21 protein-coding genes are annotated in these 26,689 nt (G+C 71.9%); 9 read left to right on the plus strand and 12 right to left on the minus strand.

The window, feature by feature from the left end; genetic code table 11:
• Positions 1-212, minus strand: a 212-nt coding sequence (locus ABT294_RS03960) for a hypothetical protein (protein ID WP_350803348.1), incomplete at its 3' end; no start/stop codon positions are given.
• Between the two features lie 16 nt (positions 213-228).
• Between ABT294_RS03960 and ABT294_RS03965 the strand changes: the two genes are divergently transcribed.
• Positions 229-1,242 carry a YhgE/Pip family protein gene (locus ABT294_RS03965; protein WP_350803349.1) on the plus strand — a complete coding sequence of 338 codons (1,014 nt, stop codon included), beginning with the start codon at positions 229-231 and terminating at the stop codon, positions 1,240-1,242.
• Entirely contained in the window at positions 1,239-1,805 is a 567-nt protein-coding gene (locus tag ABT294_RS03970; protein WP_350803350.1) for a TetR/AcrR family transcriptional regulator, read from the plus strand. Before ABT294_RS03965 ends, ABT294_RS03970 begins: the two co-directional genes overlap by 4 nt.
• A gap of 10 nt (positions 1,806-1,815) precedes the next feature.
• Here the strand turns inward: ABT294_RS03970 and ABT294_RS03975 are convergent, their stop codons facing one another.
• Positions 1,816-2,337 carry a cysteine dioxygenase family protein gene (locus tag ABT294_RS03975; protein WP_350803352.1) on the minus strand — a complete coding sequence of 174 codons (522 nt, stop codon included), beginning with the start codon at positions 2,335-2,337 and terminating at the stop codon, positions 1,816-1,818.
• A gap of 116 nt (positions 2,338-2,453) precedes the next feature.
• Between ABT294_RS03975 and ABT294_RS03980 the strand changes: the two genes are divergently transcribed.
• The 3 genes from ABT294_RS03980 (at position 2,454) to ABT294_RS03990 (ending at position 9,124) form a co-directional block, all read left to right on the plus strand.
• Positions 2,454-3,314: a LysR family transcriptional regulator gene (locus ABT294_RS03980; protein ID WP_350803353.1), complete on the plus strand. Its 861-nt coding sequence runs from the start codon at positions 2,454-2,456 to the stop codon at positions 3,312-3,314.
• 71 nt (positions 3,315-3,385) lie between these two features.
• Positions 3,386-4,012, plus strand: a complete 627-nt coding sequence (locus ABT294_RS03985; protein WP_350803354.1) for a LysE family translocator — start codon at positions 3,386-3,388, stop codon at positions 4,010-4,012.
• Positions 4,013-4,129: 117 nt separating this feature from the next.
• Entirely contained in the window at positions 4,130-9,124 is a 4,995-nt protein-coding gene (locus tag ABT294_RS03990) for a tetratricopeptide repeat protein (protein WP_350803356.1), read from the plus strand.
• A 49-nt stretch (positions 9,125-9,173) separates the two neighbouring features.
• On the opposite strand, the gene ABT294_RS03995 is transcribed toward ABT294_RS03990, so the two are convergent.
• Genes ABT294_RS03995 through ABT294_RS04015 form a run of 5 tightly spaced genes read right to left on the minus strand, consistent with a single transcriptional unit; the run spans position 9,174 to position 15,378 of the window.
• A complete protein-coding gene (locus tag ABT294_RS03995; protein ID WP_350803357.1) occupies positions 9,174-10,760 on the minus strand; it encodes an acyl-CoA synthetase in 1,587 nt (528 codons plus the stop codon).
• Positions 10,760-11,908 (minus strand): thiolase family protein, encoded by a 1,149-nt coding sequence (locus tag ABT294_RS04000; protein WP_350803358.1) that lies wholly within the window; start codon positions 11,906-11,908, stop codon positions 10,760-10,762. The genes ABT294_RS03995 and ABT294_RS04000 overlap by 1 nt, the downstream gene beginning before the upstream one ends.
• Complete coding sequence (locus ABT294_RS04005; RefSeq protein ID WP_350803360.1) at positions 11,908-12,927, minus strand: thiolase family protein; 1,020 nt, start codon at positions 12,925-12,927, stop codon at positions 11,908-11,910. The genes ABT294_RS04000 and ABT294_RS04005 overlap by 1 nt, the downstream gene beginning before the upstream one ends.
• Positions 12,927-13,823, minus strand: coding sequence for a Zn-ribbon domain-containing OB-fold protein (locus tag ABT294_RS04010; RefSeq protein ID WP_350803362.1), 897 nt, complete (start codon positions 13,821-13,823; stop codon positions 12,927-12,929). Before ABT294_RS04010 ends, ABT294_RS04005 begins: the two co-directional genes overlap by 1 nt.
• Positions 13,813-15,378, minus strand: a complete 1,566-nt coding sequence (locus tag ABT294_RS04015) for an acyl-CoA synthetase (protein ID WP_350803364.1) — start codon at positions 15,376-15,378, stop codon at positions 13,813-13,815. The genes ABT294_RS04010 and ABT294_RS04015 overlap by 11 nt, the downstream gene beginning before the upstream one ends.
• A 225-nt stretch (positions 15,379-15,603) precedes the next feature.
• On the opposite strand from ABT294_RS04015, the gene ABT294_RS04020 reads away from it, so the two are divergent.
• Both ABT294_RS04020 and ABT294_RS04025 read left to right on the plus strand, forming a co-directional pair.
• Entirely contained in the window at positions 15,604-16,413 is an 810-nt protein-coding gene (locus ABT294_RS04020) for a crotonase/enoyl-CoA hydratase family protein (protein WP_350803366.1), read from the plus strand.
• Between the two features lie 29 nt (positions 16,414-16,442).
• Positions 16,443-16,658, plus strand: coding sequence for a PIN domain-containing protein (locus ABT294_RS04025; protein WP_350803367.1), 216 nt, complete (start codon positions 16,443-16,445; stop codon positions 16,656-16,658).
• A 3-nt stretch (positions 16,659-16,661) separates the two neighbouring features.
• On the opposite strand, the gene ABT294_RS04030 is transcribed toward ABT294_RS04025, so the two are convergent.
• Both ABT294_RS04030 and pgfA read right to left on the minus strand, forming a co-directional pair.
• Positions 16,662-17,768 (minus strand): NAD(P)H-dependent flavin oxidoreductase, encoded by a 1,107-nt coding sequence (locus ABT294_RS04030; protein ID WP_350803369.1) that lies wholly within the window; start codon positions 17,766-17,768, stop codon positions 16,662-16,664.
• Between the two features lie 97 nt (positions 17,769-17,865).
• A complete protein-coding gene (gene pgfA, locus ABT294_RS04035) occupies positions 17,866-18,783 on the minus strand; it encodes a cell envelope lipid trafficking protein PgfA (RefSeq protein WP_350803370.1) in 918 nt (305 codons plus the stop codon).
• Positions 18,784-18,933: 150 nt separating this feature from the next.
• Here pgfA and ABT294_RS04040 point away from each other — a divergent pair, with 150 nt between their 5' ends.
• On the plus strand, positions 18,934-19,674 hold the full coding sequence (locus ABT294_RS04040) for a class I SAM-dependent methyltransferase (protein ID WP_350803372.1): 741 nt from the start codon (positions 18,934-18,936) through the stop codon (positions 19,672-19,674).
• Positions 19,671-20,822, plus strand: coding sequence for an acyltransferase family protein (locus ABT294_RS04045; RefSeq protein ID WP_350803373.1), 1,152 nt, complete (start codon positions 19,671-19,673; stop codon positions 20,820-20,822). Before ABT294_RS04040 ends, ABT294_RS04045 begins: the two co-directional genes overlap by 4 nt.
• Here the strand turns inward: ABT294_RS04045 and ABT294_RS04050 are convergent.
• From ABT294_RS04050 to ABT294_RS04060, 3 genes are read right to left on the minus strand one after another with little or no spacing between them, the layout of a single operon-like run.
• Positions 20,743-24,792 carry an alpha-(1->3)-arabinofuranosyltransferase domain-containing protein gene (locus ABT294_RS04050; protein ID WP_350803375.1) on the minus strand — a complete coding sequence of 1,350 codons (4,050 nt, stop codon included), beginning with the start codon at positions 24,790-24,792 and terminating at the stop codon, positions 20,743-20,745. The two genes, ABT294_RS04045 and ABT294_RS04050, sit on opposite strands and share 80 nt — an antisense overlap.
• Positions 24,789-25,883: a glycosyltransferase family 4 protein gene (locus ABT294_RS04055; protein ID WP_350803376.1), complete on the minus strand. Its 1,095-nt coding sequence runs from the start codon at positions 25,881-25,883 to the stop codon at positions 24,789-24,791. The genes ABT294_RS04050 and ABT294_RS04055 overlap by 4 nt, the downstream gene beginning before the upstream one ends.
• The gene (locus ABT294_RS04060) at positions 25,880-26,683 is read right to left on the minus strand and encodes a glycosyltransferase (protein ID WP_350803377.1); all 804 of its coding nucleotides are present in this window, start codon (positions 26,681-26,683) and stop codon (positions 25,880-25,882) included. Before ABT294_RS04060 ends, ABT294_RS04055 begins: the two co-directional genes overlap by 4 nt.
• Positions 26,684-26,689 lie beyond the last annotated feature (6 nt).

Here is a 26,689-nt window from a genome sequence, read left to right on the forward strand (position 1 = left end):
GCGCTGTTGAGGATGTGTTGAGCTCCTGTTGGGCGGGCGGTCCGCAGCCTGCTGCGCGACGCGGCCGGCTCGGCCGACCGGGCCGCCAGCCAGGCGAGCGAGCTGCGTGACCGGCTCGGCGGCCGGTCGGACCTGCCCGCCCAGGCCCGCGAGCTGGCCGCGGCGGCCCGCAGGATCGCGGCCGTCGCCCCCCAGCTCGGCCCCAAGGTCAACGAGGTCAGGAAGCAGGTGGACGCGCTCGACGCGGGCCTGGCCAAGCTCGCGAGCGGCGCCGCCAAGGTCGACGCCGGCGTGGGCAAGGCGGGCCAGGGCGCGACCAGGCTCTACCAGGGGGCCACCAAGCTCCGCGACGGCTCGGCCCAGGTCACCAGCGGCATCGGCAGCCTCGGCAGCGGCCTGGTCAGGCTGAGCGACGGCGCGTCCCAGCTGCAGTCGGGTACCGACCGGCTGCACGACGGCGCGATCAAGATCGACAAGGGCATGGACAAGCTGGCCAAGGGCTCGACCGACCTCGCCAACGGCCTCGACGACGGCGCCAAGCAGATCCCCGACTACGACGCGCAGCAGCGCCAGGCCCGCACGGACGTGATGAGCGACCCGGTGCGGCTGGCCAAGACCGTGAACAACGAGGTGCCCAACTACGGCACCGGCTTCGCCCCGTTCTTCCTGCCGCTGGCGCTCTGGGTCGGCGCGATGATCGCCTACATGGTGTTGAAGCCGCTCAATCAGCGCAGGCTGGCGGGGACGCAAGGCGCGCTCAGGATCGCGCTGTCGGGCTGGCTGCCCGCGGTGGCGCTTGGCGCGGCGCAGGTCGGCGTGCTGCTGGCGGTGCTGAGGTTCGCCCTCGGGCTGGAGGCGGCGCACTGGGCGGGCGTGGCGGGCCTGCTGCTGCTGGCCGCGGCCGCGTTCCTGGCGATCGTGCAGGCGGTCAACGCGCTGCTCGGCCCGCCCGGACGGGTGGCCGCGCTGGCCCTGCTGATGCTCCAGCTCACCTCGGCGGCCGGGACGTACCCGATCGAGACGTCCCCCGGCTTCTTCCAGACGATCTCGCCGTGGCTGCCGATGAGCTGGGTGGTGTCGGCGCTGCGCAGGCTGATCAGCGGCGGCGATCTGACCGTGGTGTGGCAGGCTTGCGGCGTGTTGTCCGCCTTCCTCGTCCTCGGGCTCGCGCTCACCACTCTCGCCGTGGAGCGCGGCCGTACCTGGTCCGTCAAGCGCCTGCACCCGGAGCTGTCCCTGTGAGCCGCCAGGACACGCGGATGAAGGTGTTCGCGGCGGCGATCGAGCTGATCGCCGAGCAGGGATACTCGGCCACCACCGTCGACGCGATCGCCGAGCGCGCTGGGGTGGCCAAGGGCACCGTCTTCTACAACTTCGGCAGCAAGGAGGCGCTGTTCGGCGCGCTGCTCGAGCACTCCATCGGCATGCTGGCCGACGCGCTGGCGGAGGCGGCGGTCGGCGAGACCGCGCTGGAGGCGCTCGACTCCGTGGTGCTCGGCCAGCTCAGCTTCTTCGAGGAGTACGGGTCGTTCGCCCGGGTGCTGCTCGGCGAGATGTGGCGGACCGCCTGGCAGGAGGCGGTGGCCCAGCTGCGCACGCGGGCGCTGGGCGTCTACGCGGACGTGCTGCGCCGTGCTGCCGCCGCCGGTGAGGTCCGGGCCGACCTGGACGTGGAGACGGCCGCGACGGCGGTGTTCGGCATGGTGTTGACGGTCTCGATCGAGCGGCGGGTCCTGCATCCGGAACGTCCCCTGGCGCAGACCCACGCCACGCTCGTCGAGCTGCTGCACGGCCGCGTCAGGTGACCTTCCGGGCCTATCGCACCGGCAGGTCGTAGACGCGGCGGACGCTGCTGCCCACCTTGCTCACGTCCGCGCCGTAGACGTGCACCGAGACCCCGACCTCGGCGCTGGTGTTGCGGACCATGTGGATGTCGCCGGGCGGGGCGAAGCCGCTGACCTCTCCCGGACGGTTCTCGGCCCGGCCGATCTCCACGAGGTGGTCGCCCATGTCGCGGTAGAGAGTCTCGGACTCGATGCCGCTGAGGATGCCGAAGGTGCACCACGAGATGTGGTCGTGGATCACCGTGTGCTGGCCGGGACGCCACACGACGGCCATGATCGAGAAATCGTCCTGGGCGTGCAGCAGGTGGGAGACGTAGCGCTCAGGGGACCCGGCTCGCTCGTCCGGCGTGAGCAGGTCGAGCGGGGGAAGGTGGTCGCGCATCAGGTCGGCGACCGCGAACGCGCTCTCGCGGTTGCCGAGACGCTGGGCGGCGATGGCGCCGATGCCCGACACGAGCTCGTCGAGCCCCGGCCTCACAGTGGTGGTGGCCATATTCATAGTATCCCCCTAGGGAATAGAGATAATCCGCCTTCCCCTTCTACGGTGCTACGCGCTCATCAATAGGTCCAACAGAAGTCTTTTGGCTCATCGATAGATATGCTTGATGAATGCTCGATGTCGTGCGGCTTCGCGTCCTGCTCGCCGTCGCCAGGACGGGCTCGCTCACCGCGGCCGCCAAGGAACTGCACTACTCCCAGCCCTCCGTCAGCCACCACCTCGCCCGCCTCGAAGCCGAGACCGGCGCCAAGCTGCTCCAGCGCGTCGGGCGCGGCATCCGGCTGACCGAGGCGGGCAGGCTGCTCGCCGAGCGCTCGGCGGAGATCATCGGCCGCCTCGACGACACCGCCGAGGAGCTCGCCGCGCACGTCGGCCTGCGGTCAGGACGGGTGCGGCTGGCCGGCTTCCCGTCCGCGCTCGGCACCTTCATCCCCAGGGCCGCCATGCGGCTCGCCCGCGAGCACCCGGGGCTGCGGCTGCACCTCACCGAGACCGAACCGCCCGAGGCGCTGCGGCTGCTGCGAGCCGGGCGCGTCGACGTCGCGGTGATGTTCCGCTACGACGACACCGAGCCCGAGGACAGCGACATCCACATGATCCACCTCCTGGACGACCCCAGCTACCTGGTGTCGCCCACCCCGCCGGGGGAGCTGGCCGACCACGCCGAATCGTCGTGGATCGCCGGCTGTGACCGGTGCCGTGGCCACCTGCTCGACATCTGCGCGAAAGCCGGGTTCGCCCCCCGCATCTCCTTCACCAGCGACGACGTCGTGGCCGTGCAGGCGCTCGTCGCGGCCGGCATGGGGCTCACGGTGCTGCCCGGCCTGGCGCTCACCGCGCACCGCAACCCCGACGTCGAGATCTCCCGCGTCCCCGGCTCGGCCCGCCACGTGCACGCCGCCGTCCACGGCGAACCGCCCTACCCTCCGGCGACGGAGGCGCTGCTGACAGCCCTGCGCACCAGCCTCTGACCCGGCTCCCCCCACGTCTTTCGGTCGTACGCCGCGTGAAAAGCCGTTGACCGGCTCTCTACGATCGTTCTATGCCGGACCTCTCCACAATCGCCCTGTTCTGTGCGGCAACGCTCGCCCTGCTCGTGGTACCGGGCCCTGCGGTGATCTTTATCGTCACCAGAAGCGTCTCCCAAGGCCGGGCCGCCGGGCTCGTCTCCGTACTCGGCGTGCACCTGGGCTCGATCGTGCACATCGCCGCCGCCGCGCTCGGCATCAGCGCCCTGCTGGCGGCCTCCGCGACGGCGTACACCGTCGTCAAGTACGTGGGCGTCGCCTACCTGGTGTGGCTCGGAGTCCGCAAGCTGCTGCACAAGGGCCATGACGAGGAGGCCGTCGAAGTACAGGTGCACTCCAAGCAGCGGATGCTCTGGGAGGGCTTCGTCGTCAACGTGCTCAACCCGAAGACGGCCATCTTCTTCCTGGCGTTCCTCCCGCAGTTCACCGACCCGAACGCGGGCCCCGTCGGGCCGCAGATCATCGTGCTCGGCCTGCTCTGGCTGGCGCTCGGCATGGCCAGCGACGGCGCGTACGCGCTGCTCTCCTCGGCCATGGCCGGACGCGTCCGCCGCTCGGCGCGCGCCCGACGCCGCCTCGACGTCGGCAGCGGCCTCGTCTACCTCGGCCTCGCGGCCTGGCTCACCGCCGAGAAGGCCTAACAAGGCCCTCGAATCCGTGCCGGGGACGGATTTCGGATGCCATAGTGAGCGGGTGGCGGAAATCCCCTTGTGCAGGCCGAGCGCCGGGGGCGGCACACGTAACGCATAGGCGGTCCCATGGACAGGCCACCGCACCGTCCACGGTTCGAGCGGGTCGTCGAGGTCCCCGGTCACGACCCCGCCGAACCGGAGCGCCGCACGCCCGCCCCCGTCATCTTCCTCTCCGACCTCCTCCTCCCACGCCCCCACCCCACCAGCTCAGATCCGCCCGCAGCCGGAGACGAACGGTCAGGCGCGCGCGCCGGCCCGTCCCTGCTGATGCCGCGGCACGCCGTGGTCCCCTTCCTCGGGCGGACCGCCGAACTGGCAGACCTGCACATGTGGATCAGCGGCCCGCTGCCACTGTCGCTCGCGGTCGTGTCCGGACGCGGAGGCGCGGGCAAGTCCCGCCTGGCCATGAGGCTCTGCGAGGACCTGTCCCAAGCCGGATGGGACACCGGCCTGCTCCCGATCCACGCCCTCGGCGGCGCCCTGTCCAACCCGGCGACCAGGCTCGACGCCCTCCGCCCGACACTCCTCGTCATCGACCGTCCGGAGCCGTACGCCGTCCTGATCGGCGAGCTGATCCGCCGCCTCGCCGAGCACGGCGCCAACCCACGGTCGCGCATCCTGCTGCTGCCCCGCGAGTCCCCCGACGACGACTGGTGGCCACGCCTCACCGCCGCGACCGGAGGACGCCGCCGGCCACAGCCGCTCGAACAACCGCTGTTCCTCCAGCTCGACCGTCACCCGCTCACACCCGCCGAGCGCATTGAGCACGCCCGCGCGGCGATGCAGTCCTTCGCTCCCGACCGCCCCGACCTCCCGGACCCGCCCCCGCTGGACGCCCCCGAGTACGGCCGGCCACTGCACGTCCACGTGGCCGCGTTGCTGCGGCTGCGCGGCGACGTCCCCGGAAGCCGACTGCTCAGCCACTTACTGGCCGGTGAGCAGGAACACTGGGCCCGAACCTGGCCGACCACCCCCAGCTCCCTGGGACCCGAGCCGACCGAACAGAAGCCGACCAGACGGGAGCCGACCGGACAGAATCCGACCGAACAGGGGACGAGCGACGGCGTTACGGTGCGGCAGGCCGTGGCGCTGGTCACGCTGATCGCCCCGACGCCGGACGAGCTGCACGAACTGCTGGCGGCCGTGCCGGGGCTGCTCAGCCCGGATCGCAGACTGGCCGTGACCCGCTGGCTGTCAGGGCTGTTCCCCGGTGACGAGCGCCTGTCGCCCCTCGGGCCCGACCTCCTGGCCGAACAGCTCCTGGCCGAGACCGAGGGGCTCGACTCGCTCGTCCTGGCCGTCCACGATCACGGGCTCCGCACGTCCGGGCACCTGGTGCGCATGCTGGAGAACCTCTGCCGGGCAAGCGGCAGGCCGACCGCCCGCTCGGCCCTGCACACGCTGCTGGTGAGCAGGTACGCCGCGCTGGTCCGCGAGGCAGCGGCGAACCCGATCCTCGGAGACCTGCTCGACGCAGCACTCCGGCTCCTGCGCGAAGACCGCCGAGTGGCCGAGGCCGTGACAGCCCTGCCGCCATGGCCGGACACGCCAGGCGACCCGACCGCCCCGGTCGCACGACCGCCCGAGACACGAGCGAGCCACGCGGTCGCAGGATCGCCGTGGTCCGACCCGGACGGTGGGGCGGTGCCGTGGTCCGGCGGGCCGCTGGGGTTGCGCGGGTTGGAGGTCACGTCGAGCGAGATCCGGGTCGGACGGCTGCGCGGCCGGGGCGATCGGATGGGGTTGGCCGAGGCGCTGTCCGGGTTGGCCGCGCGTCTGGCGGCCGTGGGACGGCTTGACGAGGCCGTGGGTGTCGCCGGGGAAGCGGTCGAGATCTACGCGGCGGCGCCACCGTACGAGCAGGCAGCGCGGCACGCTGGGGCGCTGTTCACGCTCGCGGCGTCCCTGCTGCTCGCCGGGGAGCCCGCGATCGCCGTCAAGCCCGCACAGGAGGCGGCGGCCAGGTTCCGCATCCTGGCCGAGGACGATCCGGGCTGCACGGTGCAGGCGGAGCGGGCGCACTACAACCTGGCATGCGCGCTCATCTCGATCGGACGGCTGGGCGAGGCGGTCGCGGCGTTCAGAGCGGCGGGAGGCGACACCGAGCTGTCGGAGCACCTGGAGGGCGTACTCCCGGTCCTGACGAGGACGTCCGGCGACGCCCTGTGGCCAGAGTCCGTCTCACCATCACTGTCCCGGCCACTGCCGCCGCCACGGCCAACGCCACCCTCACCGTCGCCGCTGCGACCGTTGCCGCCGCCACGGCCAACGCCGCCCTCACCGTTGCCGCCGCTCGCCCCGCTGGGTGCCGACGCCCGCGTGGAGCTCGGTGCGCGGCTGGCGGTCGCCGCCGCCGTCGCCGTCGCCGGGTCGGCTCCTACCAGCCAGGACGTGGCCCACCACCTCGCCCTCCTCGCGACCCGGCTCGACGAGCAGGACAGGACGGAGGAGGCCGTCGTCCCCGCCACGGAGGCCGTGCGACGGTTGCGCGGACTGGCCCCTGAGGACCCCGGGCTGCGTCTGGAGCTCGCCGAGACGGCGGGCCTCCTCGCCCGACTCCACGCGCGCCTGGACGACGTCGCCACGGGCGCGGACTTCGCCCGCGAAGCCGCGGACAACCTCCGCGCCCTGGCCGCCCTCGAACCGGGCAGGCACCTCCACAGCCTGGCCTGGCAGCTCCTCGACCTGGGCGAATACCTGCTGGCCGAGGACCGGCCCGAGGATGCGTTCCCCTCGCTCCAGCAAGCCGCGTACCTGGCGGCCGGCCTGGACGACAACCACCGGCGGGCGCGTGCCAGGGCAGGCCGCCTGCTCGGCCTCTGCCTGGGGGAGCTCAACCGTCCCGTGGACGCCCTGGCCCACCTGGAGACGTCGTACGCCCTGTACGAAAGCCTGGGGACGTCGTACCGCCGCCTGCGCGAGGGCGTTCTGTCCGCCATCGACCGGATGCGGGCTCGGGCCGCCGACTGGTCGGGGGCCGCCGAACCGTCTGCGCGCCCGAGCACGCCCGTCCACGACGGCGTCCCAGGGGCGAGCTTCGCGCTGCTGGCCAGCCCGGTGCCGGAGCAACCTGCCATCGAGGCGGCAGGCCCCCCGACAGACGCGCCGGAGGACATCGGGGCGGCAGGCCCCTCGACAGACGCGTCGGAGGACGTCGGGGCGGCGAGCCCCTACGTTCGTGCGCTGGAGGTCGTCCCGCTGCCTCCGAACGAGATCGTGGAGTCCTTGCTGCGGGACCTCGGCGGCTACCTGCGTGCCGCTTCCGACGTCGCGCCCGCTGAGCAGGTCCGGCCGGCCGAGGCCCTGGCGGCACTGGCCCCGGCGCTGGCGAGGTTCGCCGGGCTGCTGGAGCAGGAGGTGCCGTTGAGCAGCGGCGCCCACCTGCACGACCTGCTCGGCGACTGCCTGGCCGGTTTCGTGGAGGCGTCCGTCGGGGCGGGCGACCGCGAGACCGCTGCCGCGGGTGCGAACCTGGCGGTCAGGGTGCTCCGAAGCCTCACCGTGGCGGACCCCGACCGCTACCGGGCCAGGCTCGGCGTCGCGCTGGTGACCCTGGCCGGCCTGGAGCACGACCTCGGCAGGCCCGACCTGGCCACCCTGGAACAGGCCATCACCCTGCTCGACCACGAGGCCCAAGAGACACAGGCGCACCTGAGGGACGCGGGTGAGGTGGCGCTGGCGCGGGCGTTGGCGCTCGGTGCTGCGGCGCTGCTCGGGCAGGGCCGGGTGGTGGAGGCGTTGGCGCATGCCGAGCGCGCCGCCGATCTGTGCGACGAGCTGGACGAGCCCGTGACCGCCGCCACGGCGTACGTCCATCTCGGGGCGACGCTGGCGGCGCTCGACCGTCCGAGGGCGGCGTTGGAGGCCGTTTCGTGGTCGCTGGCCGAGCAGGAGCGGGCCCTGTCCGGGCGGCCGGATCTGCTGTCCGTGCTGTTGCCGCTGCGCGCCAAGGCCGATCAGGTGCGTGGGCTGGTGTTGCGCGGCTTGGGGAGGAGGCACGAGGGGCTGGCTCATCTCGTCCGGGCGGTGGAGGCTTTCCGGACGTTGCCGCGCAGTCCCGCGCAGTCGCTGCTGGAAGCGGAGGTGGCGACCGTGCTGGTGGACGATCTGCTGGAGGACGGCCGCGCCGACGAGGCGATCGGTTACGCCGAGGTGGCCGTGGAGGGGTTCGCGCACTTCCGCCGGGCCGGGCTGAGGTCAGAGGGGCTCGCGGACGGCCACGGAGCCGCGCTCAAGGAGGTGCTGGCCAGGCAGCGGCTCGTCCGGTGCCTGCTGTTGCTGGGACGCCTGCAGGAGGCAGGCCCGCTGGTCGAGGAGCTGGTCGAGGTGGCCAGGCGGTCGCCCGGCGATCTGACGTACCGGGCGCTGCTCGCCGACTCGCTCGCGCAGAGCGCCGAGTTGCTGCCGCTCCTGGAGCCGGACGACGGCTCCGAGTCGGAGGCGAGGGCGAGGGCGGCCATCTGGCTCTACGACGAGCTGCTCGACGAGGGGGTGGACGCGCAGGGCGTGCACACGGGCCGCGCCGGGGCGTACCTGTCGCTGGCGTCGGCGCTCGCGCTCCAGGGCAGGGAGGCGGAGGCGGTGCAGCCGCTGCGGGAGGTGGTGGCGGCGCTGGAACGCTTCGCGCGCGGCCATCCGGTGCTGACGGGCTACCTGGCGCGGGCCATCCTGATGCTCGGTGACGCGCTGCTCGCGGCGGGCCGGGCGCTGGAGGCGAGCGTCGTGCTGCACCGCGGCACCCAGGTGATCGAGGACGAGCTGCTCGGCGCGGTGGCCCACGCCCAACTCGGCTTCTGCCAGATGGAGCTGCGCCGCGACGACGCGGCCGACGAGGCGCTGCAGGTGGCGGAGCGGCTCCTGCGGCATCTGCTCGACCGGGGCGGCGACGAGGACCTGGTCCACATCCTCCGGGAGGTCCTGCGGGGCAGGCTGGACGTCCTCGCGCGGGCGGGCCACTCGGACGAGGCCGACCAGGTGGAACGCGACCTCGCCGACCTGCGACGGTTCACGCGACCACCGGGTCCCGCAGGGCGCGGCGCGCTCCCCTCGTCCCCTCGATGAGACCGCGCGCCACACCGCGCTCGACTTCCCGGCCAAACCGCCCGAAGCGCTACGCCCCCATGGCCTCCACGGTCTGTCTGGCCCATCGGTAGTCGGCCTTGCCCGCCGGGGAGCGGACCATCTCCGTCACGAACGCGTACGTCCGCGGCACCTTGTACCCCGACAGCCGCTGCCTACAGTGCGCGTCGAGTTCGGCGGCCGTGACCTCGACGTCCGGACGCGGCTCCACCACGGCCGCCACCTTGCTCCCCCACCGTTCGTCCGGCACGCCCGTCACGACCGCGTCGAACACGGCGGGGTGGCCCTTGAGCACCGCCTCCACCTCTTCGGGGAACACCTTCTCGCCGCCCGTGTTGATGCACTGCGACCCCCGGCCGAACATGTGGACCGTGCCGTCGGGATCCACGGACGCCAGGTCGCCGGTCAGCAGCCACCGGGTGCCCTCGGCGTCGGTGACCAGGGTGCGGGCCGTCTTGTCGGGGTCGTTGTAGTAGCCGAACGCGACGTGTCCCGCCTTCGCGACCATGCCGAGCTCGCCGCTGCCGGGCGCGACGGGGCGGAGCTTGTCGTCGAGGACGGCCAGGCGGGTGGCCGACTGCGGCTGGTAGCGCAGCCCGCTCTCGGGTGAGGACCCCGCGACCCCGGAGGCGGTGTAGCCGGACTCGGTGGAGCCGAAGTTGTCGAGGATCATCACGTTGGGCAGCAGCTCCTGGAGGCGCTCGCGGACGGCGCCGCTCAGGATGGCCCCGGTCGAACTGATCACGAACAGGGACGAGAGGTCGTACGTGCCCGTCTCCAGCGCCTCCGCCAGCGGTCTGGCCATGGCGTCGCCGGTGATGTTCATCGTGGCCACCTTCTCGCGCTCGACCGCCCGCCACACCTCCTCGGCCTCGAACCTGCGCACGTACACCACGGTCGAGCCCATCCACCAGGTGATGAACGTGGCCATCTGCGCGGCCCCGTGCATGAGCGGCGGCGCGGCCATCATCACCATCGGGGTCGCCTTGACGGCCTCGCCGATGACCTCCTGCGGGGTGGCGCGCGGCTCGCCGTACGGGTTGCCGCCGCCGAAGGCCATGAACAGGTCCTCGACGTGCCACATCACGCCTTTCGGCATGCCGGTCGTCCCGCCGGTGTAGATGATGTACACGTCCTGGCCGGAGCGCGGTTCGAAGCCGCGGGTGGGCGCTCCGCGTCGCAGCGCGTCCTGGTACGGCACGGCGGACGCGATCGACGAGTTCCCGCCCACCGAGATCAGGTGCTCCAGCTTGGGGGCCTCGCCCGCGACGGCGGCCACCCGGGCGTCGAACTCCACGTCGTAGACGAGCGCCCGGATGTCGGAGTCACGGTAGAGGTAGAGCAGTTCGGCCTCGACGTACCGGTAGTTGACGTTGATCGGCACGGCTCGGAGCTTGAGCGCGGCCAGCACCCCGGCGACGTACTCGACGCCGTTGTACAGGTGCAGCCCGACGTGCTCGCCCGGCCCGACGCCCACGCTCCGCAGGTAGTGGGCGAGCCGGTTGGCCTCGGCGTCCAGCTCCGCGTAGGTGCGGCGATCGGCCCCGCAGACGACGGCGTCGCGGTCTCCAAGGGCGTCGGCGAGCGCTTCGAACAGGTCCGCGTGGTTGAACTCCATCAGGGCTTCTCCCGTCCGACGATCCACATCGCGAAGAACTGGGCTCCCCCGCCGTACGCGTGGCCGAGCGCCAGCCGGGCGCCGTCCACCTGGTGCTCTCCCGCCATGCCGCGCACCTGGAGCGCGGCTTCCGCGAACCTGATCAGCCCGGACGCGCCGATCGGGTTGCTCGACAGCACCCCGCCCGAGGCGTTCCACGGGGTGTCGCCGTCGAGCGCGGTGGCCCCGGACTCGGTGAGCTTCCACCCCTCCCCTTCTGCCGCGAATCCCAGGTTCTCCAGCCACATCGGCTCGTACCAGGAGAACGGCACGTACACCTCGGCGACGTCGATCTGCCGTCGCGGGTCGACGATGCCGGCCTGCCGGTAGACGTCGGCGGCGCAGTCCTTGCCGGCCTGGGGGCTGACCGTGTCGCGTCCGGCGCGGAAGATCGGCTCGGACCGCATGGCGGCGCCGTGCACCCAGGCGGGCGTGCCGGTGACCTTCTCCTCGGAGGACAGGATGATCGCGCAGGCGCCGTCGCTGGACGGGCAGGTCTCCAGGTAGCGGATCGGCTCCCACAGCATCGGGGTGGACTCGACCATCCTCCGGTCGATGCCGGGGATCTTCAGGTGCGCGTACGGGTTGCGCAGCGCGTTGAGCCGGTCCTTGACCGCGACGAGCGTCCCGATGTGGTCGGGGGCGCCCGATCTGCGCATGTACTCCCTGATGTGCGGCGCGAAGTAGCCGCCTGCGCCCACCACGAGCGACGCGCTGAACGGCAGGTGCGTCGACAGGGCCCAGGTGGCGTTCGACTCCGACTGCTTCTCGAACGCCACCACGAGCACCCGGTCGTGCACGCCCCCTTGGACGAGACCGGCTCCGACCAGCGCCGTGGACCCGCCGACGCTGCCCGCGGTGTGCACCCGCATCATCGGCTTGCCCGCCGCGCCGAGCGCGTCCGCCAGGTACGACTCGGGCATCATCACGCCCTCGAACAGGTCGGGGGCCTTGCCGATGACCACGGCGTCGATGTCCCTGAACGTCAGGCCGGCGTCCTCCAGCGCCCGCAGGGCGGCCTCGCGGACGAGTCCGGCGATCGACACGTCGCGGCGCTTGGTGGTGTAGTGCGTCTGACCGACGCCGATGACGGCACAGTGGTTGGCCATCACGCCTCCAGGACCGTGACGAGGTTGTGCTGCAGGCAGGGGCCGCTCGCCGCGTGCGCGACCGTGCGGCCGGCCCGGCCGTCGTGGATGCGGGCGGCGGCTTCGCCGAGGCGGATGAGGCCGGTGGCCATCACCGGGTTGGCCGCCAGCGGGCCGCCGGACGGGTTGATCACCGTGTCGTCGGGCAGTTCCAGCGCGCGGCGCAGGATCAGCTCCTCGTGCGCGAACTGGGCGTGCAGCTCGGCCACCTCGACAGGCCCCTTGCCGACCCCGGCTGCCCGCGCGGCCTCGGCGGCGGAGGACGACCGGGCGAGGTCGCGCAGCCCGAGGTAGTGGGGCTCGATGCGGTGGGCGATGCCCGTGATGTGGGCGGGCCGCTCGCACAGCTCGCCGATCAGGTCTCCCGCCGCCAGGACCACCGCCGCCGCGCCGTCCGTGAGCGGGGCGATGTGAGCTCTGCCGAGCGGTTCGACCGCGTCGTCCTCCTCGCCCGGGTCGGGCAGGTCGAGCGCGTACGGGTTGTTCCGCCCGTCGGCCCGGCTGCGCCTGGCGATCTCGTCGAGCTGCTTCCTGTCCGCGCCGACGGCGGCGGCCTGCAACGCGGCGTAGGAGAGCTGGTCCAGCCCGAGCGGCTCCAGGTAGTACGGATCGAGCTGGAGCGTCATGATCGTACGCAGGTCGCCGAGCGAGGACTTGCCGAAGCCGTACACCAGGGCCGAGTCGACGTCGCCGTGCTGGAGCCGGACCCACGCCTCGTACAGGGCCCAGGCGCCGTCCATCTCGACGTGGCTTTCGGAGATCGGCGGCCAGGCGCCGATCGCGTCGAGCGCCGAGACGAACGAGAACGGCGCGCCCGCGAGGTAGTCGCAGCTTCCCGAGCAGGTGAAGCCGAACCTCGTCAGGCCGGTCCGCTCCTTGACCTCGTTGATGACGGGCAGGATCAGCTCGGGCTCGGCCAGGCCCGTGTCGTGGTCGGTGTGCCTGGTCTGGGCGAACGCGACGATCGCGACGTCTCTCATCACAGCTCCCGGTCCGGCTCGCCGGTGGGGGTGAACCACCGGATGTTGGCCATGGACGGCGTCCGCTCGCTCTCCGGCACCCATTCGGCCCGGACGCGCATGCCCTGCCGCACCTCGTGCGCGGGGACGCCGCCGACCAGCGCGATCATCGGGATGTCGGCCCCGTCGATGAGGATGTAGGCGCTGACGAACGGCACCTCGGGGGCCCGCGGGTCGGGCAGGTTGTTGATGGCGAACGTGGTGATGGTGCCGGTGTCGGGCAGCTCGACCTGCTCGGCGATGAGGCTGCCGCACTGCGGGCACGAGAGCCGGTACGGCACGTACACCTTGTCGCAGGACGTGCACCTGCCGCCGAGGAAGACGCCTCGCTCGACCCCTTCGAGGAAGGTCTTCAGCGCGCCGCCCACCTGGAGCCGGTACTCGGTCCGGACGGGCGACACGATCCTCGTGACCTCAGGGACGAAATGGGAAATGTCGGTGATGCTGCCGGTTCGTTCCTGCCGCCAGACCGGCCACACCCTGGCGCCCGGCCGCAGGGCCTTGGGACTGCCCGCGTCCACGGCGTGCACCAGGGCGGTGTCGGCGCCGTCCAGCCTGATCAGCGCCCACGCGAAGGGCCGGTCGAGCGGGTGAGTCTCGCGCGGCTCCGTCACCCAGGCCGAGGTGGTGACCGTCCCGGCCGGGCCCACCTCGACGTACTCGTCCGTGACGGGGTCGCCGGTGGCGGGGTCGTACTCCAGGGGCGGCACCAGCACCCGGCCCTCGGCGGTGCGGGCCCCCACGATCCGGCCGGCACGCAGCTCGGTCAGGAACCGGCCGATCACCGGCCCGGTCGTGCGGGTGTAGCCGCCGGGGAACTCCAGGACGTGCTGTGCGACCAGCGGCTCAGATGGCACGGTCGTGTCCCTCCCAGTACGGGGCCCGGAGCTTGCGTTTGAGGAGCTTGCCGTTGGGCTCGCGGGGCATCTCGTCGATGAAGTCGATCGTCTTGGGCCACTTCATCCTGGCCAGCCGGCCTTCCAGCGAGCCCAGGATCTCGGCGACCAGTTCGGGGCCCGCCGGCACGCCGGGGGCGGGCTCGACGACGGCCTTGATCTGCTCGCCCCACTCCTCGTCCGGGACGCCGAACACGGCCACATCCGCCACCTTCGGGTGGATCATGATCTCGTTCTCGATCTCGGCCGGGTAGATGTTCGTCCCGCCCGAGATGATCATGTCGGCCTTGCGGTCGCACAGGTAGAGGAAGCCGTCCGCGTCCAGGTAGCCGATGTCGCCGACGGTGAAGAAGTCCTTGAGGCGGTTCTCCGCGGTCTTGGCGGGATCGCCCTTGTACTCGAAGGTGGCGCCGAGCATCTTCATGTAGATCGTGCCGGGGGAGCCGGTCGGGACGGGCTCCCCCGCGTCGTCCACGATGAGCAGCTCGCTGATCGGCCAGGCGGAGCCGACCGTGCCCGGATGGGACTTCCAGCCCTCGGGGGTGGCCAGCGTGCCGCCTCCTTCGGTGGCCGCGTAGTACTCGTAGATGCAGTCGCCCCACCACTCGAACATCGCCCATTTCACGGGGATCGGACAGGGGGCCGCCGCGTGGATCATCCACCGCAGCGAGGACAGGTCGTACCCGTTCCTGACCTCCTCGGGGAGTGTGAGCAGCCGCTTGAAGTGCGTCGGGACCATGTGCGAGTTGGTGATCCGGTACCGCTCGCAGAGCCTGAGCGTCTCTTCGGCGTCCCACTTGTCCATGTAGACGAGCGTGTGCCCCATGTGCAGGGCCGTCCCGCCGAACTGGGTGACCGCCGTGTGGTAGTTCGGGGACGTGACCAGGTGCGCGTTCGGCCGGCCCGGCGTGATACCGAACAGGGCAGGCAGGAACGACATCAGCTCGGCGGCGTCGTCCGGGTCGAGCCCGCTGAGCGGGCGCTTGACGCCCTTCGGCTTGCCGGTGGTGCCCGAGGTGTAGTGCATGGTCGTCCCGGCGGTGCGGCCTTCCGGCATCGTGTCCGGGAGCCCCTCTATCAGGTCGGCCATGGGACGGAACGCCGCGACGCCGCCCCCCTCGCCCTCGGCCGCACCGAGGAGGAAGCGGCGCTCCGGGGCGATGGCCTCGGCCGCCCGCGCGCCCTCACTCGCGTATCGCGGGTGGACGAAGAACGCCTTGGCCTCGCTGTCGGCCACGATGTAGGCGATCTCGGGGCCGGTCAGGTGCCAGTTGATCGGGGTGTAGTACCAGCCCGCCTGGAGGGCCGCCAGGTAGAGGACGAGGCCGTCGGCGCCGTTCGGGGCCAGGCCGCAGATGCCGTCCCCCGGCTGGAGGCCGAGTTCCCGCAGGCCGTGCACGAGGCGGTTGGCCCGGGCGAGCAGGTCACCGGCGCGGTGCTGCGTGCCGTCGGGGTCCACGGCGGCTGTCCACCCGGGATCCGCCTGCGCCAGCCTCCAGAAACCGAGCGTGCCCATCGGAACTCCTCATCAGGTGCTCTGGCGGGAAAAAAACAAGAACCTGTTCTCGTTTGCCATCGCAGCGTATCCCGCGAGGAAAGCGCTGAGCAAGCGCTTGATTCGAAGATCGCCCCGAGGCGCCGCGCTCACGCGACCCTGGACGCGCGAGCCGTCGTCCGAGGGTGGATCGCGAGGTACTATCGGCCCCTAGCAAGCGCTTGATCTACTCCCGTGGAGGCGTCCGTGGAACCCCTGCCGATCAGCACCCCCCACTGCCGGATCGAACGCGACGGCCACCTGGTGATCGTCACCATGAACCGGCCCGAAGCGCGCAACGCCCTCTCCTCGGACATGCTGGTGGGCCTCGCCTCGGCCTGGGCGTACGTGTCGGCCGAGACGGACGTCCGGGTGGCCATCCTGACCGGCGCGAACGGCACGTTCTGCGCGGGCGCCGACCTCAAGGCGATGGGCAGCCCCTCCACGGACCCGGAAGTGCAGGCCCGCGCCGCCCAGATCGCCAACTTCCACTGGAAGGGGCTGCTCAGGGAGGACCTGCCGACCAAGCCCGTCGTCTGCGCGGTGGAGGGCTACGCGGTGGCGGGCGGCACGGAGCTCCTGGTCGGCACCGACCTGCGGGTGGTGGCCGAGTCGGCCACACTCGGCCTCTTCGAGGCCAAGCGCGCCCTGTTCCCCATGGGCGGCAGCGCGGTCCGGCTGCCGCGCCAGATCCCGTACTGCCACGCCATGGACCTCCTCCTCACCGGCCGCTCGATCACCGCCGCCGAGGCCCTGTCGATGGGGCTGGTCAACAGGGTCGTCCCGGACGGCCAGGCCCTGACAGCGGCCCGCGAGCTGGCGACGGACATCGCCGCCTCCGGCCCCCTGGCGGTCCAGGCCATCCTCCGCACCTACCGCGACACCCTCGGCCTCGCCGAACCGGAGGCCCTCAAGGTCTCGGACGACCTCGGCTGGCCGGTGATCGGCTCCGAGGACGCCAAGGAGGGCACCCGAGCCTTCCGCGACAAGCGCACCCCCGCCTACAAGGGTCACTAGCGTGTAGCACACTGCGCGTGGGGGCCGCCGTGGTCGACTTCGAGCCGTTTCCCTTCGACGCCGACGCGGCCGCCCGCTACGGCAGCCTTGTAGCGCTGACGATGGCCGCGAAGCGTGATCCCCGGCCGCGGCGGATGGACCTGATGATCGCCGCCATCGCCTCCAGCCGGGGATTGCCGCTCTACACCCGCAACACCGACGACTTCGTCGGGCTCGAAAGCCTGGTGACCGTCGTTCCGGTGTGACGGTCAGGAGTCGGTGATGCGGGTGAGGCGTTCCTGGGCCTCGGCGTACTCCTCCACCAGCGAGTACATGACGTCCCTCGTCGAGCGGATCTGGTTGGTGAGGCCGATGATCTGACCCGCGGGGAAGGTGGCGAGTTCGGCGGCGTCCGAGCGGCCGATCCGGCGCAGCGCGTCCGAGACCAGCATGAACTGCAGCGGCATCGGGAGCGTGCCCGGCGACTCCTGCGCCTCCCAGGCGTCGGTCCACTCGTTCTTGAGGAGGCGGGCCGGCTTGCCCGTCCAGCTTCTGGAGCGGACGGTGTCGCGGGAGGTCGCCCGCAGGATGCGCTGCTTGGCCATGTCGGGGGTGTCGGCCTCCTCGACGGTCAGCCAGAGCGAGCCGGTCCAGACGCCTTCGGCGCCGAGGGCGAGGCCCGCGGCCATCTGGCGGCCGTTGCCGATGCCGCCCGCCGCCAGCACCGGGACGTCCACCGCGTCCACCACCTGCGGGATCAGCACCATGGTGGAGATCTCGCCGGTGTGTCCGCCCGCCTCCGTGCCCTGGGCGACGACGACGTCCACGCCCACCTCCACCTGCTTGAGCGCGTGGCGCGGGGTGGAGGCGAGGGCGGCGACCTTGACGCCGTGCGCGTGGGCGAGGTCCACGACGTCCGCGGGAGGCGGGCCGAGCGCGTTGGCGAGCAGCGCGATGGGGTGCCGCAGCGCCACCTCGACCTGGGGGCGGGCGGTGGCGTCGGTCCAGCCGAGCAGCACCTTGCCGGCGTCGGCGTCCGCCGACAGGGGCGGGACCCCGTGCGCCGCCAGCAGGTCCTCGACGAACCGGCGGTGCCCCTCGGGGATCATCGCCTGCAGGCGGCCCACCAGCTCGTCGGGCGCGAAGTCGGCGCCCTCGTAGGAGGCGGGCATGACGACGTCCACGCCGTACGGGCGGCCGTCGACGTGGTCGTCGATCCACTTGAGCTCCATTTCGAGCTCTTCCGGGGTGAAGTAGAGAGCGCCGAGCACGCCCATGCCGCCCGCGCGGCTGACCGCGGCGACCACGTCGCGGCAGTGGCTGAACGCGAAGATCGGGAGCTCGATTCCGAACATGTCCGTGACACGTGTCCGCATGAGCCGAAGATACGACCGACTATCAACGAACTGCAACGCGTTCTACTCTAGAATGTTCAGTCGGTACCCGTGAGTAACAAACGAGCGAGAACCCGTTCTAGCTACTCGTCGTAGCCGACGACGGCCGCCGTCCCAGGAGGACGCCCGCGAGCACCAGGGCGACCCCCACGACGAGCAGCACCAGCGGGATGACGGTGCGCAGCAGGGTCACCTGGCTCTTGCCCGCCTCGGCGGTCTTCACCAGGTCGGCCACGGTCGCCTCGGTCATCTTGGCGGTGGCGACGAAGGCCGGCGAGCGCTCGACGCCGTCGGCGGTCTTGAGCACCTCGTGCCGCTGCTGCTCCTGCTTGACGGGCGCGCCGGTGGTGGGCTCGACCCAGAACGTGGTCTTGCCGTCGTACCAGCGGTCGACCTGCACGTCGCCCTTCACGGTCATGTTGAGCACCGAGGCGGGCGCGGTCAGGGTCTGCGTCTTGGTGGGCGGGGCGTCCTGCTCGAAGACGTACACCGGCAGGCCGTTGACCGTGTCCTCGCGGACGAAGCGCGCGTCGAACGCCTTCTCCGCCGAGGAGTTGAACACCTTGTAGGTCTTCTTCTCCACGCCGAACGGGAACAGGTAGATCTGCCCCTCCAAGGTCACCGGGGCCTTCCCGACGTTGACGCCGCAGCAGTTCACGCCCACGCCGGTGTACCTGTCGAAGGCGCTGCGCCGGTCGGACAGGTCGATCTGCGGGCGCTTGTTGGTGACGTCGTTGACCACGGTGGCCTCGTCCCAGACGACCCGCTCGGAGGTGGCGTCCTTCACGTCGCCGCGGGTGGTGACGATGATGTCGAGGTCGGCCGTGAGGACCTTCAGGTCCTGCTTGGAGAAGTACTGGGCGCCCTTGGCCTCCAGCCGGGTGATGCCGAACTGGTTCGCCGGAGCAGCGATGATCTTGCCTGCCGCCCAGAACTTCAGCAGCGGGGCCAGCGCGATGAAGAACGCACCGACGCCGATGAGGACGAGCGTGGACATGCGACCCATCGAGGCCTCCGCAAATCTAGAACCTGTTGTCGTCTTGCCCGAGCATCCGGCAACAAAGTATGACAGTGAGTGACATGCGTCACTGCCCGGTATGCAGCCGCAATCAAATCGATAGAAACAGGTTCTATCGTGGCTTTGCCTATGAAAGAGGGAAATATGCCCATGCGCGCCAACCTGGCGCGGTCCGTCCGACTGTTCCGCGCCTTCAGGTCGGAGCAGAGCGACAGGCGCGGCTATTACACCACCCTCGCCAGGGACACGGCCGCCCAGCTGGGCCGATACGTCGACCTCGACGGCAGGACCGTCCTGGACGTCGGCGGCGGCCCCGGCTTCTTCGCGACCGAGTTCCGCCGCCACGGCGCCCGCTGCGTCTGCGTGGACGTCGACGCGGGCGAGCTGGCCGGCCAGGGCGCGCCCAGCGGCGGGCTGCTCGGCAGCGCACTCGACCTGCCCGTCCGCACCTCGGCGGTGGACGTCTGCTTCTCCTCCAACGTCCTGGAGCACGTCGCGGAGCCGTGGCGGATGGCCGCGGAGATGGTCCGGGTCACCAGGCCGGGTGGGCTGGTCTTCCTCGCGTACACGAACTGGCTCTCCCCCTGGGGGGGCCACGAGACCTCGCCCTGGCACTACCTCGGAGGCGACAGAGCCGCCCGGAAATATCAGGAGAAGTACGGTAAACCGCCCAAGAATCGTTACGGCCAGAGCCTCTACCCCGTCTCGGTGGCCCAGGGCCTGCGCTGGGCGGCGTCCCACCCCCAGGCGGACCTGGTGGACGCCCTGCCCCGCTACCTGCCCTGGTGGTGCCGTCCGGTGCTGAAGGCCCCGATCGTCAGGGAGTTCGCCACGTGGAACCTCGTCCTGGTGCTGAGGAAACGTCCGTGAAAGGGCGCGATGCCGCGCTCGACGGCATCCGCGCCCTGGCGGCGCTCGGCGTGTGGGTGCTGCACGTCGGGGGCAACACGGGGGTGATGTACCGCGACGGGATGTTCGCCTGGATGACCACCAGGCTGGGCATCGCCGTCCCGATCTTCTTCCTGCTGTCCGGCCTGCTGCTCTACCGCCCGTGGGCCCGCGCGGTGCTGGAGGACGCGCCGCGCCCCCACGTGGGGCGCTACCTGTGGCGCAGGGTGCTCCGCGTGATGCCCGCGTACTGGCTGGTGACGGTGCTGGCGCTGTGGGCGTGGAGCTCGCCCGACTGGACGGGCTGGGTCAAGTGGCTGCTCCTGCTGCAGAACTACGCCGAGCAGCAGCAGGCCCCCGACGGCCTCTACCAGATGTGGACGATGCCCATCGAGATGGCCTTCTACGTCCTGCTGCCGGTGCTCGCGTGGGCCCTGCACGCCTGGGCGCTGAGGGGGAACAGGCCGGTGCGGCTGCTGGCGGGCATCGCCGTGCTGCCGGTGGTCTCGCTGGCCAGCGTGGTCGCCTCGCACGTCCTGGACCAGCCGGAGATCGCGCTCTGGCTGCCGTACCACCTCGTCTACTTCGCCGCCGGAATGGCGATGGCGGTGCTGTCGGTGTGGATCGGGCGGAGCAGGGTGATCGACGCGCTGGCCCCCCAGTTCCTGGTGCTGGCGCTGCTGCTGTACGCGGTGCTGAGCACCGAGCTGGCGGGCCCGCGCACGCTGACGCTCCCGAGCCTGTCGCAGTCGCTGTGGCGGATGGTGCTGGAGACCGCGGTGGCCGTCCTCGTGGTCGCGCCGTTCGCGCTCGCCGACCGGCACGACTCGCTCAGGCACCGCGTGCTCGGCAACCCCGCCACGGCCTATCTGGGACGCGTCTCGTACGGCTTCTTCCTCTGGCACGCGCCGGTGATCACCCTCTACTACAAGATCACCGGCAGCCCGCTGTTCGGCGGCGACTTCGTCCGGGTCGCGCTGCCGACCTTCCTCATCACGCTCCTGGTCAGCATCGGCAGCTACCACCTCGTCGAGGAGAGCGCGCTGCGGCTCAGCGGGCTCCGGTCAGCTGCTGCTGCCCCTCCGCCGCCGGAGACGCCGGCTCCGCAGCCGGTGGCCCCGGCTCCGTGACGAGCTGCCCGAACAGCGCTCCCATGGCCGCGCAGGCGATGAGCTGCGGCACCTGGTCGGCCAGCAACGCGGCGTCCACGCCGTGCTCGCGCAGGGCCATGGCCAGGGCCAGGCTGAGCGCGGCCCCGCCGAACAGCCCGGGAGGCGCCCAGTGCGTCCCGCGCAGGCGTCCGCGCGCCCAGAGCACGCCCGCCGTCGCGGCCACTGTGGCGAGCATGCCGGGCCAGCCCGACACCCAGCCGCCGAACGCCAGGCCCAGCACGATCGTGTAAGGGACGTGCCAACGCGACAGCCGGGAGTCGGCGGCGGAGGCGGTCTCCTGCACGTGCTCAGGACGCGGCCCGCGCAGCACCAGCGCCACCAGGGCGAGCACCGCGATGCCGACCAGCCCGAGCGCCAGGGCGAGCCAGTACGGCCGGTCGGGCAGGTACTCCAGGCGCACGGTGCCCGACGTGCCCGCGGGCAGCTCCCACGCCTGCTTCCAGCCGTCGAGGCGGGCCGGGCGCAGCGTCTGCCCGTCCAGGGTGGCCTGCCAGCCGGTGTTGTAGTTCTCGTTGACGACGAGGAAGGCGTCCTTCGGCGCGGTGACCCGCACCTCGCGCACCGACGGCGACCACGTGCCGGCGACCGCCGCGCCCTCCACCGGCGGCGGGCCCGAGGGCAGCGAGCCGACCACCAGGTTCGCGATCCCCCACGGCTCCCAGCCCGCGACGCGCACCCGGTTGTCGCCCGCCGCGAGCGCCGTCCTCCCGCAGCCGGTGAACCGCACGGGCCGCTGCTCCAGCAGGTCGGCGTAGGTGCCGGCGACCCTGGTCTGCACGGTCGCGCCGTTCACCTGGATCCTGGGCCCCTGCCCGCACGACAGCCGGAACGGGATGCCCTCGGGCCTGCTCGCCGGGCTGATGCCGGGGATGACCAGCTCCGTCACCTGGAGGCGTCTGGAGACCGGGTAGAAGCGCAGTTTGAGCCGGGACGTGGAGAGCGGCTTGAACCGCAGGAAGCCGTCAGCGCCCACCCTGCCGCTGCGGACGGCGCCCTTGTCACCGGTGACGACCATGTCCAGCGGCTGTCTGTCGCCACCGGGGCGGGCGACCTGGATCCGGGAGACGGTCCGCCTGCCCCGCCAGCCGAGCGTGAGGGTGGGCTCGGCGTCCGCGGCCGCCGGGACCCACGTCGTGCTGGCGTCGGCGTCGAACGCCGACCGCGGCCCGATGACGGCGTCCTTGCTCATCTGGGACGAGCCGGTCACCGTGGTCAGGTCCGGGCTGAGCCGGGTGAAACGGTCAATGAGCTGGGGATCTCGCAGGATGGCTGAACCCCGCAGGTTCGTCTTGTGCGCGGAGCCGACGGTGAACGTCCGGTCGAACCCGGCGCCCTCCTCTCCCGGTCTCGCCAGGAGCGGGTTGCAGATCCACCTGGACTGGTTGCGCATGCACTCGGGACGGGCATCCAGCCCCCGGTCCATGACGTGCACGTCGCCGTCCGAGCCGGGCAGCCGCACGGTGCGGCCCGGCAGGATGCCGGGAATGGTCAACTCGGTGATCCCGACCCGCTGCACGAAGCTCCACCGGACGTCGTAGGTGCCGAGGATCCTGATCCGCACCCAGCTCGTCGGCCCTGGCGGGACGCGCAACGCCTGCGGGCTGTTCGTCCGCTGGACGTCCTGCTCCACCCGGCCGCCCTCGGTCTCCACGGCCACCCGCTTGACCGACTGCCCGAGCAGCACGTTGTTGGTGAAGGTCGCCTTCAGACCGGGGATGGCCCTGGGGGCGGGCAGGTCCACGCGCAGCCACTCCCCCTCGGGGGCCTTCCAGCCGCCGCTCTCCCAGTTGGTCTCGTAGTCGCCGTCCAGAGCGGCCCAGGCGCTGTGCCCGGTGGAGCTGATGCCGGGGACGGCGCCGGCGTCGGCGACGGAGGAGGACGCGGTCACGTTGGACACGCCGTCGTACTCGGCGGTCGCCGTGTCGGCCAGCCAGCCGTCCTCCAGCAGGTCGAGGGCTCTGACGCCGGAGAAGTCGTCGCGCCTGTCGGCGGTCAGCGTCGGCGTCCAGTTGGATCTGATCTCGCCGAACTGCCGTTCGCGCAGCCGCAGCGCGTCGCTCACCACGGTCGGCGCCTCGCGCTTGCCCGCGTCGCCGTTGACCAGCACCGGGGCGTCGCCGAGCAGGCCGAGGTCGCCCATCGTGAGCAGCGAGTCGGGGCCGCCGACGACGTGCAGCGTGTCGCCGGCCGTCCGCACCTGGACCAGGTCGGCGCTGCCCGTCACCTCGTACAGGTCCAGCGCGGGGAACGGCCAGTCGACGGAGTCGATCACGTCGTCGGTGGCGGTGTCGCCCACCTCGCCGCCGAACGAGCGCACCTTGGTGATGCCGGGCGAATCGCGCAGCGCCTGGTAGATCCTGGCCGGCCAGGCGCCCTGGAGGTTCGCTCTGAGCAGGTCGTTCCTGACGAGCAGGTAGTGCACGCCCATTCTGCGCAGCACGTCCGTGAGGCCCTGCGAGCCCTGCCCGGACGTGAGCCGCTGGTCGATCGCGTCGAGCAGCCTGGTCAGCCCCACCGACCCGGCGGCCGTGACCTGCCGGGTGGTCCAGCGGGCGTTGGACAGCGGCTGCATGGGGTCGTCCATCGGCCTGCCCCACAGGAACTCGCCGAACTTGGCGCCGGGCACGACCAGCACGCCGTCGTCGCCGGCGTTCTCGTTGACCCAGGCCGCGGCCTCGCGCCAGTAGAGCGGCACCTCCTTGAACGCGCCGGGGGCGGCCAGGCCCTGGTTGAACACGGGCAGCACCAGCCCGGCGAACGCCACCACCGACACCGAGCGCAGCGGCAGCCTGGCCCCGGCCAGCAGGTGCGCCAGGCCGAACGCGAGGGGCAGCCGCACCAGAGGGTCGAACTTGCGCAGGTTGCGCAGCGGCGCGAGCGGGCCGTCGAGCAGCCACCGCACCGGCTCGGCCACGACCGGCTCCAGCGCGCTGACGTGCCCGGCGACCAGCGCGGCCACGCCCACGACGAACAGCGTGATGAGGAAGCCCTTCGCGGGCAGGTCGCGCCGGGCCAGCCCGGCCAGCCCGAGCGCGGCGAGCAGCCCGGTGACCACGACCATCGCGGCGGAGGTGGCGATCGCGTACGAGGCCGGCTGGTCGGTGACGCCGCCGACCGTCAGGAACCGCACCCAGTCGGACGCGCCGCGCAGCACGTTCGTCAGCGAGGTGACCTGCGTGGTGGTCGAGGACGTCTCGGTGTACGGCAGGAAGGAGAAGGCGTACCGGCCGACCAGCAGCAGCGGCAGCCACCAGAACAGGGTCGCCACCGAGACGGCGGCCGTCCACCAGCCGAGCAGCCGCCAGCGCGGCACCGCGCGGGGCCGGGTGAGGATGTAGACCACCGGTGCGACGAGCACGGCCAGCACGGCGACCGCGTTGACGCCCCCGCACAGCGCCACCGCCAGCGCGGACCTGACCGCCCCTCTGGCCCGCTGGCCCGTCTCCGACGCGGTGAGCAGCGGGATCAGGATCCACGGCAGCAGCGCGGCGGGCAGCCACTCGACCGAGATCTCGCCCAGGATCGACAGCGCGCGCGGGGCCAGCGCGTACGCGAGCGCGCCCGCGATCCGGGTTCCCGGGGTGCCGACGCCGAGCTGCCTGGCCAGCCGCTCGACACCGAGGAACGCCACGCAGAGCAGCAGCGTCAGCCAGAGCCGCTGGGTCACCCAGGGCGCCACCCCGGTCAGGTCGCCGAGGGCGAAGAACGGGCCCATCGGGAACAGGTATCCGGCGGCCTGGTTCTGCAACTGGCCGAAGTGCTGCAGGTCCCACAGGTGGGAGGCGCGCTCCAGCCAGCCGACCGGGTTGAGCGACAGGTCGAGCTTGGTGTCGGAGATGACGCTGCCCGGCCTGGTGGTGAAGGTCAGGACGGCGAAGCCCAGGCAGCAGATCGCCAGCCAGAGCCGATGCCGCAACCGCTCGGTCACCGCTCCTCCAAGCCTGGTGCCACGGGACGGCCCTGGAGCAGGGCGGTCATGAGTTCGGCGCTGTGGTCCCACGAAAAGGTCGCCGCCCATTTCCGACATTTCGCGCTATAGGTGTCGTCGAGCTCGTCCAGGGCCGCGCCGACGCCCTTGGCCAGGTCGGTGCCCTCGGGGAGGAGCCAGCCGGTCTCGCCGTGCCGTACCGCGTCGCGCAGACCGTCCACGTCGAACGCCACGGTCGGGACGCCGAGCGCGGCGGCCTCCAGCACGCACAGCCCCCAGCCCTCGCCCTGCGAGGCGTTCACCTGGAGCCAGGCCGACGAGATGAGCAGCTCCTTGTCCGCCTCCGGCAGGTAGCCGTGCATGGTGACGCCCTCGGGCAGGCGGGCGCGCAACCGCGCCTCCTCCGGCCCTCTGCCGATGACGTCCACCGTCAGGCCCGGCCAGCGCTTCCGCAGCTCCGGGACGGCGTCGAGCAGCAGGTCCACCCGCTTGTGCGCGACCAACCGTCCCACGCAGACGAGCCGCGGCTCACCAGTCCTCCTGGGACTTCCGCTTCCGCCGACGCTCACGCCGTTCGGGATGATCTGAATGGGTCCCGTCCAGCCGAGGCGCTCGCGCATCGCGACCACCGTGGACGGCGACACGGCCACGCTCTGCCGCCGCCGGTACGTCCACCTGGACGCCGGCCCCTCCAGGAAGTGCCCGACGGCGGCCAGCCACCGCGGCAGGTGCACCTCGAACTGCCGGTCGTGGACGTGGTGCACCACGCAGCAGACCCTGGTGCGGCGGGGCAGCACCCACGGGGTGAAGAACGGGATGCCGTTCTGGCAGTCGAGCACCACGTCGAACAGCCGGCGCCGGAGCAGCAGCCAGGCCAGCACCCGCGGATAGACGGTGAACGCGCCGCCCATCCTGGCCACCCGCACGCCCTCCACCTTGGCCTTCCGGTGCTGTCCTGGCCCGCGCGCGGTGACGAAGCACACCCTGTGGCCGGACTTCCGGAAACGGCGGGCCAGCTCCCACGCGTAGGTCTCCGCGCCTCCGGCGGCCGGGTGCCACGGATCGCGCCAGTTGACGACGGCGATGTTCACGGAGATCCGACAGGGTCGAGCGGCTGTTCCCAGGCGGGACTCGCACCGGCACGCGGAGCGGACCGGAGCCGCAGCCAGATCCTGGCCAGCTCCAGCAGGATTCCCGCGCTGTGCCTGGCCGGGGAGAACCGCGAGCCCGGCATGTCCCGCCACTGGACGGGGATCTCCCGCACGGTCGCCCCCAGCGCGACGCAGCGGGCGAGCAGCTCCACGTCGAACGCAAACCCGGGCGTCCGCAGGCCGGCGACGGCCTCGCGGGCCAGCACGCCGTCGAAGAACTTGAACCCGCACTGGGTGTCGCTCACCCCGCGGACCAGCACCCTGGCCAGCGCGCGGAAGCCGACGGCGCCCAGCTCGCGCACCCGGCTGTGCCGGTTCTCCACGTCTGAGAAGGAGTGCGCGCGTGAGCCGATCACCACCCGCTCCCCCGACAGCAGCAGGCCGAACGCGACGTCGATCGCCTTCAGCTCGGTGGCCATGTCCGCGTCGCAGAAGCCCACGAAGGGCGCGCGGGTCTCGAGCAGGCCCGCCCGCACCGCGGCCCCCTTGCCGGGCGTCGCGCACTCGACGAGCCGGACCGGCACGGTCCCTCGCGGCCAGGTCCTGACGATCTCGGCGGTGCTGTCGGCGCTGTTGTTGTCGACGACGATGACGGCGGTCGGGAACGGCATCCGGGCAAGCTTCGCGCACAGCTGCATGAGCCCCCCGGGCAGTCGCCGTTCCTCGTTGTACGCGGGAACGACGATCTCCAGCAGTGGTCGTCGGCTCGTCCTCTCGTCCCCTTGGCGGGAGGGCGCCATGATCGC

The sequence above is a fragment of the Nonomuraea sp. NPDC000554 genome (genome assembly GCF_040300065.1).
Classification (GTDB): Bacteria; Actinomycetota; Actinomycetes; order Streptosporangiales; family Streptosporangiaceae; genus Nonomuraea.

Coding starts and splice junctions, on each gene's coding strand:
- ABT294_RS03990 (WP_350803356.1), top strand. CDS start 4,130: ATGGACAGGCCACCGCACCGTCCACGGTTCGAGCGGGTCGTCGAGGTC.
- ABT294_RS04005 (WP_350803360.1), bottom strand. CDS start 12,927: ATGAGAGACGTCGCGATCGTCGCGTTCGCCCAGACCAGGCACACCGAC.
- ABT294_RS03995 (WP_350803357.1), bottom strand. CDS start 10,760: ATGGAGTTCAACCACGCGGACCTGTTCGAAGCGCTCGCCGACGCCCTT.
- ABT294_RS03975 (WP_350803352.1), bottom strand. CDS start 2,337: ATGGCCACCACCACTGTGAGGCCGGGGCTCGACGAGCTCGTGTCGGGC.
- ABT294_RS04015 (WP_350803364.1), bottom strand. CDS start 15,378: ATGGGCACGCTCGGTTTCTGGAGGCTGGCGCAGGCGGATCCCGGGTGG.
- pgfA (WP_350803370.1), bottom strand. CDS start 18,783: ATGTCCACGCTCGTCCTCATCGGCGTCGGTGCGTTCTTCATCGCGCTG.
- ABT294_RS04040 (WP_350803372.1), top strand. CDS start 18,934: ATGAAAGAGGGAAATATGCCCATGCGCGCCAACCTGGCGCGGTCCGTC.
- ABT294_RS04000 (WP_350803358.1), bottom strand. CDS start 11,908: ATGGCCAACCACTGTGCCGTCATCGGCGTCGGTCAGACGCACTACACC.
- ABT294_RS03980 (WP_350803353.1), top strand. CDS start 2,454: ATGCTCGATGTCGTGCGGCTTCGCGTCCTGCTCGCCGTCGCCAGGACG.
- ABT294_RS04060 (WP_350803377.1), bottom strand. CDS start 26,683: ATGGCGCCCTCCCGCCAAGGGGACGAGAGGACGAGCCGACGACCACTG.
- ABT294_RS03985 (WP_350803354.1), top strand. CDS start 3,386: ATGCCGGACCTCTCCACAATCGCCCTGTTCTGTGCGGCAACGCTCGCC.
- ABT294_RS04030 (WP_350803369.1), bottom strand. CDS start 17,768: ATGCGGACACGTGTCACGGACATGTTCGGAATCGAGCTCCCGATCTTC.